We start from the raw sequence: 16,536 nt of genomic DNA on the forward strand, positions 1-16,536 counted from the left end.
GGAATGAGTGACCTTTCAGTACAGACCTTGGCAGCGCCAGACGATCCAGCCGCGGTTGTGGTGACCATCGCCGGAGAGATGACCATTCCGTATGCCGGTGAGCTCCGGGAGCATCTGCTGGCAGCCTTCCAGAAGGCGAACCGTATAACTGCGGACTTGACCGCGGTGACGGGGATAGACGTTGCCGGGCTGCAAATTCTTTGCTCGGCCCACCGGAGTTCGGTGTTTATGAAAAAAAGTTTTACCATTATCGGCGGACCGGGGTCGGCGGTCTGGGAGGCAGCGGACGCTGTCGGCCAATTGCGGCAGATGGGGTGTGTGGTGGATGTCTGCCACACCTGTATTTGGACGGGAGGACGAGGCTGATGGCGAAGATGATCATGACTGCCGACGATTCGGCAAGTGTCAGGCAGATGGTGAGTTTTACCCTCAAGCAGCACGGTTATGACGTCGTCGAGGCGGTTGACGGTAAGGATGCCCTGCAGAAGCTGCAAGGGCAGAAGGTCGACATGCTGATTACCGACCTGAATATGCCCAACCTGGACGGCATCGGCCTGATCAAGGGGGCGCGGGCCCTGCCGGCCTGTCGCTTCATCCCGATCGTCATGCTCACCACCGAATCGCAGGATACCAGGAAACAGGAAGGCAAGGCAGCGGGGGCCACCGGGTGGATCGTCAAGCCGTTTCAGCCGGACCAGCTCATTGCGGTCGTAAAGAAGGTGCTGGGATGATCGATCAACATCGGCAGGCATTCAAAGACGAAGCCTACGAACTCCTGGCAGAACTGGAGAGTTCACTGCTTGAGCTGGAGGAAAATCCCACTGACAGCGAGCTCATCGGGCGTGTTTTCCGCGCCATGCACACCATAAAGGGGTCCGGGGCCATGTTCGGCTTCGAGACCATTGCCGCCTTTACCCATGAAGTGGAGGCCGTCTTCGATCAGGTGCGCAGCGGCAGGCTGTCGGTCAGCCAGAACCTGGTGGATTTGAGCCTGGGGGCCAGGGATCGGATCAAGGCGATGCTCGATGGTGACGGGGTCGATCCGGATACCGCTGCCAGCGAGGAACTCATTGCCGGGTTCAAGGCGCTTTCCGGCAATGGGGAGGTGCAAGGGACCAACGTTTCTCCACGTCCCGTAGACCAACTGCCAGCCGCGGAAGTCGGCGGCCAGGTTACCTATCGTATCCGGTTCAAGCCGTTTGCCGGGGTTTTCATGACCGGTACGAACCCCTTGTCGCTGCTGAATGAACTCCGCGGACTGGGCAGGGCCAACGTGGTTGCCCAGATGGCCAATCTTCCCGTTTTGAGCGATCTCGAACCGGAGAGCTGCTATCTCTATTGGGACATCATTCTCACCACCAACCGGGGTGAAAATGCCATCCGCGACGTTTTTATCTTTGTCGAGGACGACTGCGATCTGACCATCGAGATGATCGATGACGGCGGCCGGCTTGATGTCGACGAAGATTACAAAAAGCTGGGTGATATCCTGGTGGAGCGCGGAGAACTCCGGCCCGAGGATATGGAACATGTTCTGGCCCAGCACCGTCGTTTCGGCGAACTGGTAGTTGATGCCGGCCTGGTGAAGGCGGAGCAGGTAGTGTCTGCCCTGGTCGAGCAGCGGCACGTCCGGGAAGTGCGCCAGGAGAGGCAGGTCCAGGAGTCGGCATCCAGCATCCGGGTACCGGCCGAGAAGCTGGATGTTCTGGTCAACCTGGTGGGAGAGCTGGTTACCGTGCAGGCGAGGCTCACCCAGTTGGCCCAGTCCACCAAGCAGGCCGACCTCCTGGCCATTTCCGAAGAGGTCGAGCGGCTTACCGCCGACCTGCGGGACAATGCCCTGAATATCCGCATGCTTCCCATCGGTACCACCTTCAGCAAGTTCAAGCGGCTGGTGCGGGATCTTTCCCAGGAACTGGGCAAAGAGATCGAGATGACCACCGAAGGGGCCGATACCGAACTGGACAAGACAGTCATCGAGAAACTGAACGACCCGCTCGTCCATCTCATCCGCAACAGCATCGACCATGGCATCGAAGCCCCGGACAAACGGGAACGGGCCGGCAAGCCGCGCCAGGGAACGGTCCACCTGACCGCGGTCCATTCCGGCGACAGCGTTCTGATCACCATCAAGGACGACGGCGGCGGCCTGGACCGCGAAGCCATCCATGCCAAGGCGGTTGAAAAGGGGCTCATTGCGGCCACGGCCGAGATCGACGACAAGGAGATCTTTGCCCAGATATTCGAGCCGGGTTTTTCCACCGCCAAGCAGGTAACCAGCGTCTCCGGCCGCGGGGTGGGGATGGATGTGGTCAAGCGCGCCATTGAAACCCTGCGTGGCACCATCAACATCGACAGCAAGAAGGGGGTGGGGACGACCATCACGGTCAAGCTCCCCCTGACCCTGGCCATCATCGAGAGCCTGCTGGTACGGATCGGCCCCGACTGTTTCGTCATTCCCCTGGCGCTGGTCAATGAATGCGTGGAACTGACCCGCGAAGATGTGGAAAATTCCCACGGCCGGAACATTGCCAATGTCCGGGGACGTATCGTTCCGTATGTTCCCCTGCGGGAACAATTCTACATGCACGGGGAAAGGCCGGACATCGAGCAGATCGTCATTACGACCGTCGAGAACCACCAGGTCGGTTTTGTGGTCGATCATGTGATCGGTGAACACCAGACGGTCATCAAGTCCCTGGGCAGGGCCTACAAAAATATTGACGGCATTTCCGGCGCCACGATCCTTGGAGATGGCTCGGTTGCCCTGATTCTCGACATCCCGCATCTGATCAGGCGGGTTGAAGCGCTGGAGCGCAGAGTGGAAGCTGCTTGATCCTTCGGTTCGGACCGCAACCGTCTGCATACGCTGAAGCAGGTGGATAATGGTTCTCCGTTCAAACAAATCCGGATGAAAAGGGGGAGTTATGGCTGCGACAGAAGTCGGTGAATCAACCCAGTATTTGACCTTTACCCTTGATGAGGAGCTTTTCGCCCTGGACATTGCCAAGGTGCGGGAGGTGCTGGATTATACCAGTATCACCAAGGTGCCGCAGACGCCGGATTTCATGCGCGGCGTCATCAACCTGCGGGGGAGTGTGGTGCCGGTGGTGGACATGCGGAGCAAGTTCAACATGCCGGTGGCCGAAACCACGGTCAATACCTGTATCATCATCGTCGAGGTGGATATCGACGGCGAAGGGACGGTGCTGGGGGCCATGGCCGATTCGGTTCAGGAGGTGCTGGAACTCGGACCGGAGCAGATCGAGCCGCCCCCCCGCATCGGCACCAAGCTGAGGACCGATTTCATCAAAGGGATGGGGAAGCGGGACGACCATTTTGTCATCATTCTGGATATCGACAAGGTGTTCTCCGCGTCGGAGCTTACCATGGTGGAAGAGGCCCTGGTGCCGTCTGTGGCGGCGGTTTGATCGGGGCGTATCCGTAATCGAGACGAGTGTCTGTAACGGTGCCAGGCGTTGAAGGCATAGATCACAAGGAGGTTCGAGATGCTGAAGAACATGAAGATCGGAACAAGGCTGATGCTGGCGTTCGCAACGTTGCTCATTTTCATGGTGGGACTCATCTGGATCGGTATTGCCAATATGGCACACATTCATGACAAACTGGACCGGATTGTCAAGGTCAACGTCGTTCGCCTTGAAGAGGCGAACCATATGGGCGAATGCGTCAGGGAAGTGTCGATCCAACTGCGCAATATCCTCCTGGAGAAGAGCCCGGAAAAACGACAGGAAACCGTGAAAAAGATCTCTGTCGTCCGGGATGGTTACAATGAAGCCTACAAGAAGCTGGAAGAGATGACCCCGAAAGACGACAAAAAAGCCTACGAGATGATCGCCAAGGTCAAGGAGGCTGGGGACTCGGCGCGGTCGATGAACAACAGGGTAATAGAACTGGCAATGGCCGGCAAGGAGGAAGAGGCTGCCGGCGTGATGATGAAGGAGGCCCGTCCCCTGGTCCGCAAATGGCTGGACAATATTGATGAAGTAGTAAAGTTCCAGCATGAACGGAATACGATCCGCTACGAGGAGGCGCTGAAAGCCTATCAAAATGCCCGTAGCCTGATGCTTTTCATCGGCGCGGCAGCAATCGTTCTGGCAGGACTTGTCGCAGTTTTCCTGACCAGAAGCATAACGAAACCTCTTGTTGAGGCTGTAGACGTATCCAACCGCCTGGCGGAGGGTGATCTGACCGTCAAAATCGAATCGCACAGCACGGACGAGACCGGGCAGCTGCTTGCCGCCATGAAGAACATGGTTGAAAAACTCAAGGATGTTGTCAACGATGTCCGCTCCGCTTCGGACAACGTGGCGGCCGGGAGCCAGGAACTGTCGTCCGGCTCGGAAGAGATGTCCCAGGGGGCGAGCGAGCAGGCGGCGGCGGCCGAAGAGGCCTCATCCTCCATGGAGGAGATGTCGTCCAATATCCGCCAGAATGCCGACAATGCGGCCCAGACCGAGAAGATCGCCCTGAAATCGGCAACCGACGCCAAGGAAGGTGGGGAGGCTGTCACCCGGACCGTGGCGGCCATGAAGGATATCGCAAGCAAGATCTCGATCATCGAGGAGATCGCCCGGCAGACCAACCTGCTGGCGTTGAACGCGGCCATCGAGGCGGCACGGGCCGGCGAGCACGGCAAAGGGTTTGCGGTAGTGGCATCCGAGGTACGCAAGCTGGCCGAGCGGAGCCAGAAAGCGGCCGCCGAGATCTCGGAGCTGTCAGCCTCCAGTGTCGATGTTGCGGAACGGGCCGGGGAACAGTTGACCAAGATGGTGCCGGACATCCAGCGGACCGCGGAACTGGTGCAGGAGATCTCTGCCGCCTGCCGCGAGCAGGACACCGGCGCGGACCAGATCAACAAAGCGATCCAGCAGCTCGATCAGGTCATCCAGCAGAACGCCTCGGCCTCCGAGGAGATGGCGTCCACTGCCGAGGAGTTGAATTCCCAGGCCGAGCAGCTGCAAAGTGCCATTTCGTTCTTCAAGGTCGATTCCCGATCGCGGGCGGCTGCGTTGCCGGCCGGCATTGCCCATGCAAAACCGGTCATAAAAACCGAGAAGGTCAAAATATCCCATCTCGGGCAAACCGGGCAGAAGGCCAAAGCGGGAGCAACTGGCGGACGCGGCGTGAGTCTGGATATGGACGAGGACCGGCTGGACGAAGCGTTTGAAAAGTTTTGACAATCAGAGTGGTCCTTGAATCGAACGGAGACGTCAAACCATGGGGACGACGTCTCCGTTTTTCTTTATTAAGGGATTCACAATAATACCGATAACCACCTAAAGGGATTGGTCGGGAAGTGCCCTGACAATTTTTTCCAGGTACCGCGGAGGAGAACAGCGTGTTCAGTAGTGCGACCAGCATGCCAACTGCAGAGCGCAATCCTGCCCTCTCCGGCAAGGATTTTACGCGATTGAGCAGCTTCATCTACGAGCATTGCGGCATCAAGATGCCGCCGGCCAAAAAGACCATGCTTGAGGCCAGGCTGCAGAAGCGGTTACGCGCACTTTCAATGCCGTCATTTTCCGACTATTGCGAGTACCTCTTCTCTCAAGAGGGGTTGCGGAACGAACTGATCATGATGGTCGACCTGGTGACGACCAATAAGACCGATTTCTTCCGTGAACCGGCCCATTTCACCTATCTGGTAAATACCGTCATCCCGGAATGGCAGAAGAAAACGGGCGGCCGTCGGCCTTTGAATGTCTGGAGTGCCGGCTGCTCCACCGGTGAGGAACCGTACACGCTGGCCATGGTCTTGAGCGAGGTGGCCGCAGCGCAGCAGGACGGTTTCTCCTATCAGATCATGGCCACGGATATCTCGACCCGGGTTCTGGAAAGGGCTAAAAAGGCCGTATATGACGAGGACCGGATCGATCCGGTTCCCATGCAACTGAGGCGCAAATATCTGCTCAGGAGCAAGGATAGGACTAATCCCCTGGTGCGGATCGTCCCGGAACTTCGCTCCAGGATACGGTTCAGTCGCCTGAACTTCATGGACAGCGACTTCGGTTTCAAAGAGCAATTGGATATCATTTTTTGCCGGAACGTGATCATCTATTTTGATCGCAAGACCCAGGAGCGGCTTCTGAACAAGTTCCATGGGCACCTCAGGGCAGGAGGTTGGATCTTCATGGGGCATTCGGAAACGCTCAACGGGCTCGATGTCCCACTGGTCCAGGTGCATCCGACTGTCTACAGGAAACCGGCATGAGGCACCACGGCAGCCATCTGTCGCACCATTACCTCAAGCCGGGTGAGATGTTCATTGCACAGCAACCGACCATAGTCACCACCCTTCTCGGTTCGTGTGTGGCTGTTACCATGTTCCACCCGCAAAGGAGGATCGGGGCGATCTGTCATGGACTGCTCCCATCCTGTCGTGACAACGACGCCAGCAGATGCGATCGCAATTGCCTGTTGGGATTCAAGTACATGGATTGCTCCATCCGACGGATGCTGGAACAGTTCAATGCCTTGGGGATGTACCACAGCGAGTTGGAGATCAAGGTGTTCGGCGGGTCGGACATGTTCGGTGTTCCCGAGGCGGGCCAGCGCATGACCATTGGCACACAGAACGTGACGGTAACGAAAAGGATATTGGAAGAGGCGGGTCTTCTGGTGCAGGCCGCCGACATCGGCGGGCAACAGGGGCGGAAGATCTATTTTTACACCCATACCGGGGAGATACTGCTCAAGCGGCTCAACAACAGACCTTGACCAGAGCTGCATTATCATGGTTACGGCGTGGAGGGGCATGTGCCAACCAAAAAGATACGGGTATTGATCGTCGATGATTCGGCCGTGGTGCGTCAGACCATGGCGGATATCCTTTCTTCAGACCCTCAGATCGAGGTGATGGCAACGGCTTCCGACCCGTTCATCGCTGCAGAGCGGATGCGTGATGAAATCCCCGATGTAATCACGCTCGATGTGGAAATGCCGAAAATGGATGGCATTACCTTTCTGCACAAGATCATGAGCCAGCATCCGATTCCGGTCGTGATGTGCTCGAGTCTGACGGATCAGGGTTCGGAGACCGCGCTTAAAGCCCTGGAATATGGTGCCGTGGAGATAATCCAGAAGCCCAGGCTGGGCACCAAGAAATTTTTGGAGGAATCGCGCATCAGCATCTGCGATACGATCAAGGCTGCTGCTCAGGCGCGGGTCAGGCCCGTTGCCGCTACACCCCGCAAGATTGCCCCCAAGCTCTCGGCAGACGTAATCCTGGAAAAGCCGGCAACAAAGGCGATGATCCAGACAACGGAGAAGGTGGTCGTTGTCGGGGCCTCGACAGGCGGTACCGAGGCGCTGCGCATCTTTCTTGAGGCGCTGCCGGCCGACACGCCCGGAATCGTTATTGTCCAGCACATGCCAGAAGGGTTCACCAGAAGCTTTGCCCAGCGCCTGGACAGCCTCTGTCGGATTAATGTCAAGGAGGCGGATAACAATGACACGATCATCCGCGGCCGCGCCCTGATTGCCCCGGGAAACCGGCACACGCTACTCAAGCGGAGCGGGGCACGTTACTACGTGGAGATCAAGGACGGTCCGCTGGTTTCAAGGCACCGGCCGTCCGTGGATGTGCTTTTCCGGTCAGCGGCCCGCTATGCCGGGAAAAATGCGGTTGGTGTCATTATGACCGGCATGGGTGATGATGGCGCCAACGGCATGCTTGAAATGAAGCAGGCAGGAGCCTATACGGTTGCCCAGGATGAAGCGAGCTGCGTGGTCTTCGGTATGCCGCAGGAAGCGATCAAGAGGGGGGGCGTCAACCTCGTCATTCCGCTCGAAAGGATCGCGCGGGAAGTTCTGCACGTCTGCTCTTAATCCTCGTCTCAACAGGTTCGGACCGTTTTGGGTGGGCAATATGCCGCTCATATGCTAGGATTATCCCCTCTTGAGTTAGCCTGTGTTCGAGAGGGTGCCCTGTGAATGGAGATGCTTCCTACTCTGAGCTGTTTAACGCCTGCCGCGTGCTGTTTGGCCATGAAATCGACCTGTCCGTTGATTTTCTGCGGTATCTGCATCACGATGGAGTGAAGGCAGCCTTCCGCAGAAAGGCCAAGGAAACCCACCCCGACCTTGCTGCCCATGTCTCGCCCCACAATGCACCTTCTGGTTCCGAGCTCTTTCATCGGGCGAATGAAGCCTATGAACTGCTTGGTAATTTCATTCGGAATCGGGGCATACGGCTGAAGACTGACCACAATTTCAATCCCACCCGAACATACGAAAAACCACCAGAATCTGCCCGTCACACGTACCATCACGGTTCTCTTCCCCCTCGCCCGCTCCCCTTTGGCCGGTACCTCTATTATCGTGGCATCATACCATTCCGGGCGTTATTGGATGCCGTGACGTGGCAAAGGGGAGGCCGGGTGACAATTGGCTCCATTGCCCGTGAATGGGGCTGGCTGTCGCACTCTGATGTGGAGGCCATTCTTTCGGTCCGTCCTGCTGGCAGATTCGGCGAGAATGCCGTCCGTAGCGGCTTGTTGAATCCCTTTCAGGTGAAGCTGTTACTGATGAATCAGAAATCGCGAATGCGTCGTATCGGGCAGTACTTTGTGGTCCACAAGATGATCAGCGGGCAAGAGATGGAGCGGTTGGCAAGAGACCACTACACGCACAACCTGGTATTCGGAAAGTAGCAATAAGCCTTACGCATCGGGATTGGGACGATTCGAGGAGTGAAGGGCGCGGAACTGAAAAAGGGCTACGGCAATGCCGTAACCCTTTTGTTTTTTTTGGCGGGCGGCATGGGATTCGAACCCACGACCCCAGGCTTCGGAGGCCTGTACTCTATCCAACTGAGCTAACCGCCCGTGAGCTATCCTTTCTACAATATTTCATCACTAAACTCAAGACCTTAATGTCGATATTGAGCAAATTCTTTAGATAGCCGCAAATGTGTCGAAAATGTTACTATAATTTCGCACGGAGGTTCGATGAAGCGTTTTATACTGTTTCTGGTTTGCACGACCATTGTTTTTTTTGTGCCGGTGCAGGTGCGGGCGGCTTATTATTCCATCCAGAAAATCGGAGACGGTGTGTATGGCGCCATCGCGCTCCCGGAGGGAAAAGCGGCCAGCAATGCGATGATTGTCGTCACCAATTACCAGGTAATCCTGGTCGGAGCCCATTTTCTTCCAGAAGGGGTCAGGGAACTGGTTGCCGAGATTGCCAAGATTACCCCGCTTCCGATCCGTCATGTGATACTCACCCACCATCATCCGGGATTCAATTACATCGACTTTGACCTGCCCGCCAATGCGGAGATCATCACTTCATGGCAAACCTGGCAAGCACTGAAGAATGAGCTCAGGCCCTTCAAGAACCAGGTCATCATTTTCGACAGTCAGCTCACGCTGCAGCGGGATAATATTTCCCTGGTGCTGAACAATACGGTAAGTGGTCACAGCGATGGGGATGTCATTGTGTATGTCCCCAGCGAAGGGGTGCTCTTTGCCTCGGACCTCCTCTTCAATGATGCTGTCGGTTATATGGGGGATGGGCATATGCGGGACTGGGTCCTCAACCTGGACATGATGGAGCAGTTGAATCCACGGGTGGTGATCCCGGGGGTCGGGAAGGTGACGGATGCCGAGGGGATAGTCCGCTTCCGCACCACTATGCGTGCCTTCCTGACAGAGGTTTTGCAGAATATTGAAAAAGGATACACTTTGGCTCAGACCAAGAAGGCTTTTTCCCTGCCGGAATATCAATCGCTCCCCGGCTTCAAGGTTTTCTTTGACGTGAATCTGGAACGGGCTTACAAGGAATTGAAGGAAGACTACTCTACACCGCCCAGTTCTAGAGCCCATTAATGGTTTGACACTCATCTTTGTTTCTGTTATAGACGGGAATCGACAAAAGCTTGTAAAAGAGGGATATGACGGTGTTTTTGTCCAGTTACGGCATCTCTCCTTGTGGAGGGTTTCATGATTATTCAGTGTGAACAGTGTAATACCAAGTTCAGGCTCGATGATGCAAAGATCAAGGGTCGAGGTGTCAAGGTTCGCTGTTCCAAGTGCAGACACGTGTTCCTGGTGCAAAAGGAAGAACGGCCAGGTACCACGTTTGGCGACCTGTTGGGGCAGTACGGTGAGAGCGGGGGGGCTGCTTTCGGAGTGGAGTCGGGATCGGAGTTTGCTGGCACCACATCGGCCAACCTTGCTGATGAATCTGTTGCCAGTGCCCCTTCCGTGGTGCCAGTTGTCGCTGCGACCTCTGAAGTTCAAGAGGGGGCGAGTATCTCAGCATCACCGCAAGCTACGTCCATAGACGCAGAGCTCGCTTCGCTTGATAATCCCGACGCTGAACCCGGTCGATTTGACTCGGACAGGTTGCCTGCAGAATATGGCCCGGAGCCCGGCATCTCCTCCATTCCCGGTGAACCGGCCGGATTCGACCTTGACTATGATTTCAATGACGCGGACCAGTCCCAACAATTGGGTACGACGAACAGAGATGCTTCCTTCGATACCACCCCGCAGACGGATGCTGCTCCGGAGTCGACGGCGGCGGAAGACTTCAGTATTGATTTCGACGAGGTGAGTCTTTCCGGGGAATCGGTGGCCGACAGGGCTCCCGTGGCTGATGGCGAGGCGTCGGCGCGGGACGAATTTAATCTTGATTTTGATGATGTGTTCGGCGATGTCCCTTCGTTGCATGCTTCGGCATCTTCCACTCCTACAGCGATTCCCGATGGCGATTCGGCATCGGCACAGTCTGGGGAAAAAAGCGACGACGACCTTGGTGGGCTTGATTTGGGTGAGGTGTCGTCGTTGACGCCGAGCTCGCGGGGTGCAACAACAGGCGTTGCGCAGGATCACGAAGTTTTTCCCAAGGCCGACCCCTCTACTCCCGCACAATCTGCGCCACCTGCTTCCACCCCACCGGGACTCTCTGAGGGTACCGTCGATGAACTACCGCCCCTCACTATTTCGTCTCGTCGTAAAGGGGCCTCTTTTTTCCCGGCAGCCATTACCATTACCGCCATTTTCATTGTTGTGATTTTGGCAGGCGTCGGTTTCTTTGTTGTCAGTGGTCCGGAGACCATGACTAAAATGGGACTTGGCTTTCTGGTTTCGCTGACCGGTGGTGCTCAGGAAGAAGGAAAGATATCGCTGGGCAAGATAAGCGCAGAGTTCGTTACGAACAATGAGGCGGGAGAGCTTTTCGTCATCAGAGGGGAGACGATTAACAACTATAGCAAGCCACGGGCTTCGATCCAGGTAAAGGCAACGCTGTTGGGTGCAAATGGACAGCCGATACTTAACAAGCAAGCCTATTGTGGCAACAGTCTGACCAAGGAACAGCTCACGATGCTTTCCCTGAACAAACTGGAAGAGGTGATGAACAACCAGTTCGGAGATTCACTTTCCAATCTGGGAGTGCAACCCGGGAAGTCTATTCCCTTTGTTGTCGTATTTGCGAGTGTTCCAAAGGAAGCTGTTGATTTCAGTGTTTCCGTGGCAGGCTCTACCGTTGCTGCGAAGTGATGCTGTGGTTCAACGTTGCAGAACATAAACAAAAAAGGCCGACGGTAAGTCGGCCTTTTTTGTAACTACTTCGGGTGCAACTAGGCGCTGATGGCGTTAACCGGGCACGTATCAACACAGGCGCCGCAGTCGATGCAGGTGTCAGCGTCGATAACCCTCTTGGCACCTTGCTCGCTGATGGCGTTGACCGGGCAGGAATCTTCGCAAGCGGCACAGTTGGTGCAGTCGTCGGAAATCTTGTGAGCCAAGTTATTCACCTCCTTTGCTGTAAGTTTGACTGTAAGTTAGGTCGTATTGACTATTTTCTGATACATAGCATAAGGGGCGGGTAAAGTCCATAAAAAGCTGTTTATAGATTAGGTGTCATTTTGCCAGGCAAAACAAAAACCTTGAATTGATACATGACCTCCTGTAATATAAAAAACAGTTTTATTAGAGCTAAATTTCACTTTCTCTTTTTTTAACTTCACGGAAATCACAATTGAATCGGTTTGATTTATTCTAGATAGATCCTTAGTGGAGGCTTGCATGGATATTCTTGCCCTTAACTGCGGTAGTTCGTCGGTCAAATATCAGCTATTCAACTGGGATACACGTGAAGTCATAGCCAAGGGGATGGTTGAGCGGGTCATCATCGGTGATTCCTTTATCCTGCACGAGGTCCCGGGACGGGAAACCCACCGTCTTGAGCGCGACTGTCCGGACCACCAGGTGGCGATAGATTTGATCATCACTACGCTGACCGACCCGGTTCATGGTGTGTTGACCGACATTAACCAGATTTCGGCCGTGGGGCACCGGGTGGTGCATGGTGGCGAGAAGTTCACCTGTTCAGTCTTGATTGACGAACAGGTGCTTGACGCGGTCAAGGACGTTCAACATCTGGCTCCCTTGCACAACCCTCCCAATATTTCCGGCATCGAGGCGGCCCAGGCGGTTCTGCCCAACGTTCCCCACGTGGCGATATTCGATACCGCCTTCCATCAGACAATGCCGGAACACGCCTATATCTATCCCGTGCCGTACGAGTGGTACGAAAAGCACGGAGTCCGGCGCTACGGCTTTCACGGCACGTCCCATCTCTACGTCTCCAAGCGGGCTGCGGTGCTTCTTGGCAAGAAGCCCAGCGAGTGCAATATCATCACCATGCACATAGGTAACGGTGTCTCTCATTGTGCCATCAAGAACGGCATCTCGGTCGACACCACCATGGGGTTGACCCCTCTGGAGGGGGCAATGATGGGGACCCGCTGTGGCGATATCGATCCGGCGATTCCTGCCTTCATGATGCAGAAGGAAAACCTCTCGGCCAAGGAGATCGACAGCATCCTGAACAAGAAGAGTGGCGTCATCGGGGTCACCGGTCGTTTCACCGACCGGCGGGACGTCATTGAGCATGCCCATGCCGGCGATAAACGCTGTCAGCTTTCGTTGAAGATCGAGGGCTATCGCTTGAAGAAGTATATCGGGTCTTACCTCGCTGCCATCGGCCGGCTTGATGCGGTGGTGTTTACTGCCGGTGTCGGGGAGATGGGATGGCCTATTCGCGAGAAGGCCATTGAAGGGCTTGAGCACATCGGCATTGTTCTCGATAAGGAGCGGAACAAGGGGGCAATGACCCGTAAGCGGGAGAGCCTGATTACGACCGATGACTCGCCGATCAAGGTGTTCGTCATTCCGACCGACGAGGAGCTGGTATTTACCGAGGACGTGGTGGCCATTCTCAACGGTACCTACACCGATCACATGAACTTTGAGTATACCTTTGCCAGGAACGATTTCGTGAGGAAGTAGCGCAACTACGAAAGACGAAGAAGGATGACGAACGAAAAGGCCGTCGGGATTCCCGACGGCCTTTTCGTTTGGTCTTGTGAAGTCTGTGCAAGGGGTTCCTCGCCCAGATAGAACTACGCCTGCGCCTGCACTGCGGTAATTGCCACAACATTGACGATGTCGTCCACCGAGCAGCCGCGGGACAGATCGTTGATCGGCTTGGCCAGCCCCTGGATGACCGGGCCGACCGCCTCGGCCCCTGCGACCCTTTCGACCAGCTTGTAGGCAATGTTGCCGGCATCCAGGTCGGGGAAGATCAGGACATTCGCCTTGCCGGCCACCGTGCTGCCGGGGGCCTTCTTCTCACCCACCTTTGGCAGCAGGGCCGCATCTGCCTGGAGTTCGCCGTCGATCTGCAACCCGGGTTCGATCCCCTTGGCAATCTCCAGGGCCTTGAGCACCTTGTCGGCATCGTCGTGTTTGGCGCTCCCTTTGGTGGAAAAGGAGAGCATGGCGACCCTGGCGGGGACATCGAGAAATGCAGTGCAGTTGCGTGCGGTAGCAACAGCGATTTCGGCGAGGGCCTGGGCATCGGGATTGGGATTGACGGCGCAGTCCGCGAACAGCAGGATGCCGTTTTCGCCGAACGAAGGGGTCTTGGTGACCATCAGGAAGAATGACGAAACGGTTTTGATGCCCGGGGCCGTGCCGACGGTCTGAAAGGCTGCACGCAGGACATCGCCCGTTGTGCCGGTTGCTCCGGCAACTTCGCCGTCCGCGTCCCCGGTTCGTACCATCATGCCGGCAAAGTAAAGATTGTCCCTGGCGGTCAGAAGGTTAGTGGCTTCTTCTCTGGTGAGCCCCTTGCTTTTCCGGAGTTCGACCAGTTCGTCGACGTAGGCGTCAAGACGAGGAGCCGTAGCCGGCTCAATGATCTCCACGCCGGTCAGGTTGACCCCTTTGGCGGATGCGGCCGCTGCAATCTCGCCCGGATTGCCAAGGATGACAATTTTAGCCAAACCTTGTTCCATGACTTTCTGAGCGGCAAAGAGCATCCTTTCGTCGTAGCTCTCCGGCAACACAACGGTCTTCAGGGTTTTCCCCGCCTTGCTTTTGATCTGTTCGACGAGTGACATAGACACCTCCACGATGTTTTGTAGAACGGAATTGTGTGTATAACGTAACACTTGCTTCGGGTCAACAGAAAAGCCATGGGAGGTTAAACTAATGAAGTAAAATAAATAACTTTCGGGGGGGAGCTCGTCAGTGCTATGGGGAACACCTGCGTCAGGATGAAGGTGGCGGTGAGTCGGGCTTTCCGTGCTCCAGCCAGTAGAGCCAGGCCAGAATCTCGGCTATGGCCATATAGAGTTCGGGCGGGACAAAATGATCCAGGTCCACCTTTATGAGAAGGGAGACCAATTCCGGCGACTCGTGCACGTAGACTCCCGATTCTTTTGCCAGGGCGATAATCGCTTCGGCAGTGGCACCTCGCCCTTTGGCGATCACTCGTGGGGCGTAATCACCGGCCTTGTAGGCGAGTGCGGCAGCCAGTCGTTCACGGTCACTCTTTTTTGCCATGACGGATTACCATGTTTTCCAGATTCAGACCTGCCGCGGCAAGCCGTTCCTCAAGGTTAGGGGCTTCCTGCTGCATCAGGTCGGTTGTGGAGCCGGCGTCTGCCGTTAGCGAGAGGTGCAGCTTCTTGCCGCGGATCTTCAGGGACGCAACGACATTCCCCAGGTTCGGCAGGTCAACCCGCAGTTCACTGTGCCATCTTCCTTCCGAGGCTTCCCGATGTCTGGCTTCCCGGTCCTCGATCTTCCATTGCAGAGGCTGACCGGGCCATGCTTCGCCGTTCCAGGTGACAATGCCGCTATTCAGTGCCGACAGTTGCTCTTTTATGATAGATGCCGCGCGTGGGTCGGCAACTTCCGGCCGCTCCGCTCCCCGGCCAGTTGACGCTTCGTGGGTGGGCTTTGCCGATAGGGCGCTGGCAGGGGCGTTCATCTCCTCCGAGGCAACCGGATCGATATGCTGCAAAGGATGCAGCGGCTTTTGCCGGGACGACGCTGGTTGCTGGCTGGAAGAGATGGCACCGGTCTCGGTATGCAGGGCCGGGAGCGAGGCTGTCGTTGGCTGTTCGCGAATGATGCCGTTTTCCGGAGGAGGCATTTCGGACCTTGCAACGGGCGGGGAGGGGACTTGCTGCTGAAAAGGTGTTTGAGCCGCTGGCGGTGGTGCTGTTGGAGCTGCGCCGGTCTGCTGCGATGTTTCGGCGCCGGGGCGGATTGCTGCGGGCTGAGTGCCGGCAGGTTGAGGCACCGTGCCGGTGCCGCTGTCACGGCCGGTGTCGACCGTCAGTTCCCCTGCCGAGGGACCGACAGACGTGGTGGCTGCACGGCCTGGTTGCGGAGCAGACGGTAGTTGTGTATCTTCCGGCTGCCCTTCGCCCGAGCCTAGTGGTGCCTTGGCGCCGGCCGCCTCTGTCGCAGTAGGCGTCTCTGGCAGTGGGGATGCGGCGGCTGGAGGTTGCTGTGTGGCTGAAGCGCTTCCCGGCGCGGGTTGCGAAGGTTGTGCGGCTGATTCAGTTCCCTTGGTTGCTCCGGGAACGGTAACGGCGGGCTGTTCATTGCCGGAAAGAGGGGGGGCTGGAGTCTCGGCCGGTTGGGGCGAGAGAGAGGCCTGCGGTTCCTGCATGATGCTGGAGAGCTGACGCTTGCCGGCCGCCCACTCGACCAGGTGGGATTCGTAGAACAGGCCGCTGGTGGTCAGCGCCTCCCGGAGTGATGCTGCCAGCCGCGCCGTATCGACCGGCGGGCCGTCGCTGAGCCTGACAGAGCGGCCGAGCTGTTCCGGCCGGGACATGGTGCCGGTATCGCCCTGAACGATCTGGCCGAGCCAGCGACCTGTCTGGCTGATGGCCACCGGTGTGGCGCTGTTTTGCCGGAGCGACAGGGAAAAGGTGGGGCGCGGCTCTCTCCCCAGAAAGGTCATGCGCACCGAATCCGCAGTTGCCAGGGATTCCGGCAGCTCCATGGTCAGTACTTCTCCGGCGACCCGCATCAGGGTTCGACCATTGGCCATTCTCCCCAGTACCTCCGCCCGTACGTCGGTCCCCGGCGCCAGCTGCAGAATGGCCGACGGGATGGCGCTCACCCTGACCGGGGTGATGGCCTCGCCGATGGTCGGTGACTTGAGAAGGATGATGATGTCGGTGGATAGTTCCATGGG

At 56.8% G+C, this 16,536-nt stretch carries 16 protein-coding genes and 1 tRNA gene; 12 read left to right on the forward strand and 5 right to left on the reverse strand.

From position 1 onward, the window contains the following. The first annotated feature begins 3 nt into the window (after window positions 1-3). From JN12_RS05855 to JN12_RS05895, 9 genes are all read left to right on the forward strand, one after another. Entirely contained in the window at window positions 4-366 is a 363-nt protein-coding gene (locus tag JN12_RS05855; protein ID WP_145019610.1) for an STAS domain-containing protein, read from the forward strand. Continuing rightward, on the forward strand, window positions 366-731 hold the full coding sequence (locus JN12_RS05860; protein ID WP_145019612.1) for a response regulator: 366 nt from the start codon (window positions 366-368) through the stop codon (window positions 729-731). The genes JN12_RS05855 and JN12_RS05860 overlap by 1 nt, the downstream gene beginning before the upstream one ends. Continuing rightward, window positions 728-2,836, forward strand: coding sequence for a chemotaxis protein CheA (locus JN12_RS05865; protein ID WP_145019615.1), 2,109 nt, complete (start codon window positions 728-730; stop codon window positions 2,834-2,836). Before JN12_RS05860 ends, JN12_RS05865 begins: the two co-directional genes overlap by 4 nt. A gap of 91 nt (window positions 2,837-2,927) precedes the next feature. Next, window positions 2,928-3,431, forward strand: coding sequence for a chemotaxis protein CheW (locus tag JN12_RS05870; RefSeq protein WP_145019618.1), 504 nt, complete (start codon window positions 2,928-2,930; stop codon window positions 3,429-3,431). Between the two features lie 78 nt (window positions 3,432-3,509). Further along, the gene (locus JN12_RS05875; RefSeq protein ID WP_145019621.1) at window positions 3,510-5,201 is read left to right on the forward strand and encodes a HAMP domain-containing methyl-accepting chemotaxis protein; all 1,692 of its coding nucleotides are present in this window, start codon (window positions 3,510-3,512) and stop codon (window positions 5,199-5,201) included. A 161-nt stretch (window positions 5,202-5,362) separates the two neighbouring features. Continuing rightward, window positions 5,363-6,235, forward strand: coding sequence for a CheR family methyltransferase (locus tag JN12_RS05880; RefSeq protein WP_407925375.1), 873 nt, complete (start codon window positions 5,363-5,365; stop codon window positions 6,233-6,235). After that, window positions 6,232-6,741 carry a chemotaxis protein CheD gene (locus JN12_RS05885; RefSeq protein WP_145019624.1) on the forward strand — a complete coding sequence of 170 codons (510 nt, stop codon included), beginning with the start codon at window positions 6,232-6,234 and terminating at the stop codon, window positions 6,739-6,741. Before JN12_RS05880 ends, JN12_RS05885 begins: the two co-directional genes overlap by 4 nt. Before the next feature lie 39 nt (window positions 6,742-6,780). Beyond that, on the forward strand, window positions 6,781-7,851 hold the full coding sequence (locus tag JN12_RS05890) for a protein-glutamate methylesterase/protein-glutamine glutaminase (protein ID WP_145019627.1): 1,071 nt from the start codon (window positions 6,781-6,783) through the stop codon (window positions 7,849-7,851). 101 nt (window positions 7,852-7,952) lie between these two features. After that, complete coding sequence (locus JN12_RS05895) at window positions 7,953-8,675, forward strand: J domain-containing protein (protein WP_145019630.1); 723 nt, start codon at window positions 7,953-7,955, stop codon at window positions 8,673-8,675. A 97-nt stretch (window positions 8,676-8,772) separates the two neighbouring features. On the opposite strand, the gene JN12_RS05900 is transcribed toward JN12_RS05895, so the two are convergent. After that, a tRNA-Arg gene (locus JN12_RS05900) sits at window positions 8,773-8,849 on the reverse strand. Window positions 8,850-8,972: 123 nt separating this feature from the next. Between JN12_RS05900 and JN12_RS05905 the strand changes: the two genes are divergently transcribed. Together JN12_RS05905 and JN12_RS05910 are read left to right on the forward strand one after the other, a co-directional pair. Then, complete coding sequence (locus JN12_RS05905; protein ID WP_145019633.1) at window positions 8,973-9,851, forward strand: MBL fold metallo-hydrolase; 879 nt, start codon at window positions 8,973-8,975, stop codon at window positions 9,849-9,851. A gap of 114 nt (window positions 9,852-9,965) precedes the next feature. Then, window positions 9,966-11,528 (forward strand): DUF3426 domain-containing protein, encoded by a 1,563-nt coding sequence (locus JN12_RS05910; protein WP_145019875.1) that lies wholly within the window; start codon window positions 9,966-9,968, stop codon window positions 11,526-11,528. Between the two features lie 80 nt (window positions 11,529-11,608). Here JN12_RS05910 and JN12_RS05915 read toward each other — a convergent pair whose 3' ends face one another. After that, a complete protein-coding gene (locus tag JN12_RS05915; RefSeq protein WP_145019636.1) occupies window positions 11,609-11,776 on the reverse strand; it encodes a DUF362 domain-containing protein in 168 nt (55 codons plus the stop codon). 280 nt (window positions 11,777-12,056) lie between these two features. Between JN12_RS05915 and JN12_RS05920 the strand changes: the two genes are divergently transcribed. Continuing rightward, window positions 12,057-13,322: an acetate kinase gene (locus tag JN12_RS05920; RefSeq protein WP_145019639.1), complete on the forward strand. Its 1,266-nt coding sequence runs from the start codon at window positions 12,057-12,059 to the stop codon at window positions 13,320-13,322. A 113-nt stretch (window positions 13,323-13,435) separates the two neighbouring features. Here JN12_RS05920 and pta read toward each other — a convergent pair whose 3' ends face one another. From pta to JN12_RS05935, 3 genes are all read right to left on the reverse strand, one after another. Then, window positions 13,436-14,437, reverse strand: a complete 1,002-nt coding sequence (gene pta, locus JN12_RS05925) for a phosphate acetyltransferase (RefSeq protein ID WP_145019642.1) — start codon at window positions 14,435-14,437, stop codon at window positions 13,436-13,438. A 151-nt stretch (window positions 14,438-14,588) separates the two neighbouring features. Next, window positions 14,589-14,882 (reverse strand): EscU/YscU/HrcU family type III secretion system export apparatus switch protein, encoded by a 294-nt coding sequence (locus tag JN12_RS05930; RefSeq protein WP_145019644.1) that lies wholly within the window; start codon window positions 14,880-14,882, stop codon window positions 14,589-14,591. Further along, window positions 14,866-16,533, reverse strand: a complete 1,668-nt coding sequence (locus tag JN12_RS05935; protein WP_145019647.1) for a flagellar hook-length control protein FliK — start codon at window positions 16,531-16,533, stop codon at window positions 14,866-14,868. Before JN12_RS05935 ends, JN12_RS05930 begins: the two co-directional genes overlap by 17 nt. Between the last annotated feature and the right edge of the window lie 3 nt (window positions 16,534-16,536).

This window comes from Geobacter argillaceus (genome assembly GCF_007830735.1).
GTDB lineage: Bacteria > Desulfobacterota > Desulfuromonadia > Geobacterales > DSM-12255 > Geomobilibacter > Geomobilibacter argillaceus.

Bases quoted from the DNA above. Each gene is read 5' to 3' on its own strand.
- JN12_RS05855 (WP_145019610.1), top strand. From the start codon at position 4: ATGAGTGACCTTTCAGTACAGACCTTGGCAGCGCCAGACGATCCAGCC.
- JN12_RS05860 (WP_145019612.1), top strand. From the start codon at position 366: ATGGCGAAGATGATCATGACTGCCGACGATTCGGCAAGTGTCAGGCAG.
- JN12_RS05865 (WP_145019615.1), top strand. From the start codon at position 728: ATGATCGATCAACATCGGCAGGCATTCAAAGACGAAGCCTACGAACTC.
- JN12_RS05870 (WP_145019618.1), top strand. From the start codon at position 2,928: ATGGCTGCGACAGAAGTCGGTGAATCAACCCAGTATTTGACCTTTACC.
- JN12_RS05875 (WP_145019621.1), top strand. From the start codon at position 3,510: ATGCTGAAGAACATGAAGATCGGAACAAGGCTGATGCTGGCGTTCGCA.
- JN12_RS05885 (WP_145019624.1), top strand. From the start codon at position 6,232: ATGAGGCACCACGGCAGCCATCTGTCGCACCATTACCTCAAGCCGGGT.
- JN12_RS05905 (WP_145019633.1), top strand. From the start codon at position 8,973: ATGAAGCGTTTTATACTGTTTCTGGTTTGCACGACCATTGTTTTTTTT.
- JN12_RS05910 (WP_145019875.1), top strand. From the start codon at position 9,966: ATGATTATTCAGTGTGAACAGTGTAATACCAAGTTCAGGCTCGATGAT.
- JN12_RS05920 (WP_145019639.1), top strand. From the start codon at position 12,057: ATGGATATTCTTGCCCTTAACTGCGGTAGTTCGTCGGTCAAATATCAG.
- pta (WP_145019642.1), bottom strand. From the start codon at position 14,437: ATGTCACTCGTCGAACAGATCAAAAGCAAGGCGGGGAAAACCCTGAAG.
- JN12_RS05930 (WP_145019644.1), bottom strand. From the start codon at position 14,882: ATGGCAAAAAAGAGTGACCGTGAACGACTGGCTGCCGCACTCGCCTAC.
- JN12_RS05935 (WP_145019647.1), bottom strand. From the start codon at position 16,533: ATGGAACTATCCACCGACATCATCATCCTTCTCAAGTCACCGACCATC.